The following is a 595-nucleotide window of genomic DNA, read 5'->3' on the forward strand; positions in this document are numbered from 1 at the left end:
GGATCCAGCCGAGAGCGAGCGCCGCCACCCCGGCCCAGAGGGCGATGCGTCCCGCCCATTTGGAGATCTCCTTGAGCCAGCCGGCGTTCTCGTGGACCCAGTTCTTGAACTTGTCCTTCCAGCCGTCCTTCAGCCCGTCGTTCTCGATGACGTCATGAATCGCGTCGGCCGCCGCCTGCGCGGCGCGGTCACGGATGCCCTTGGCGGCCGCCAGCGCCTTCTTCGCGGAGGCCAGCGCGGAGGTCGCCGCCTTCTGCCGGTCGGTGTGCCGCTTGCGGTCCGGGTCGTCGTCCGGGGTGTCGTCGGGCAGCCCGTCCAGGGCACGGCGGGCGCTCCCCAGGCTTTCGTCGGCCTGCTCGGCGTCCTTCAGCGCCTGGTCGGCCATCTGCTGGGCGCGGTGCAGCTCCGAGGCGAACTCGTTGCTGCACACGCCCTCCCGTACCTGGGTGCCGAGCGCTTCCGCGGCCTCGTCGTACCGCTTGAACGCCTTGCGCAGCTTGCCGCTCGCACCCTCGGCGGCGCTGCGGAACTCGGTGGCGGTCTTGCCCTTCCAGTTCTCCACCGACGCCAGCGCCTCGATCTCGCGGGCCTCCTT

General features: G+C 70.9%; 1 pseudogene. It reads right to left on the reverse strand.

Annotation, left to right across the window (positions count from 1 at the left end):
- Window positions 1–595 (reverse strand): annotated as a pseudogene (locus tag LPA54_RS35300) (hypothetical protein); the annotation flags it as partial.

It is taken from the genome of Streptomyces sp. DH12 (assembly GCF_020873895.1).
In the GTDB taxonomy this organism is placed as follows: Bacteria; Actinomycetota; Actinomycetes; order Streptomycetales; family Streptomycetaceae; genus Streptomyces.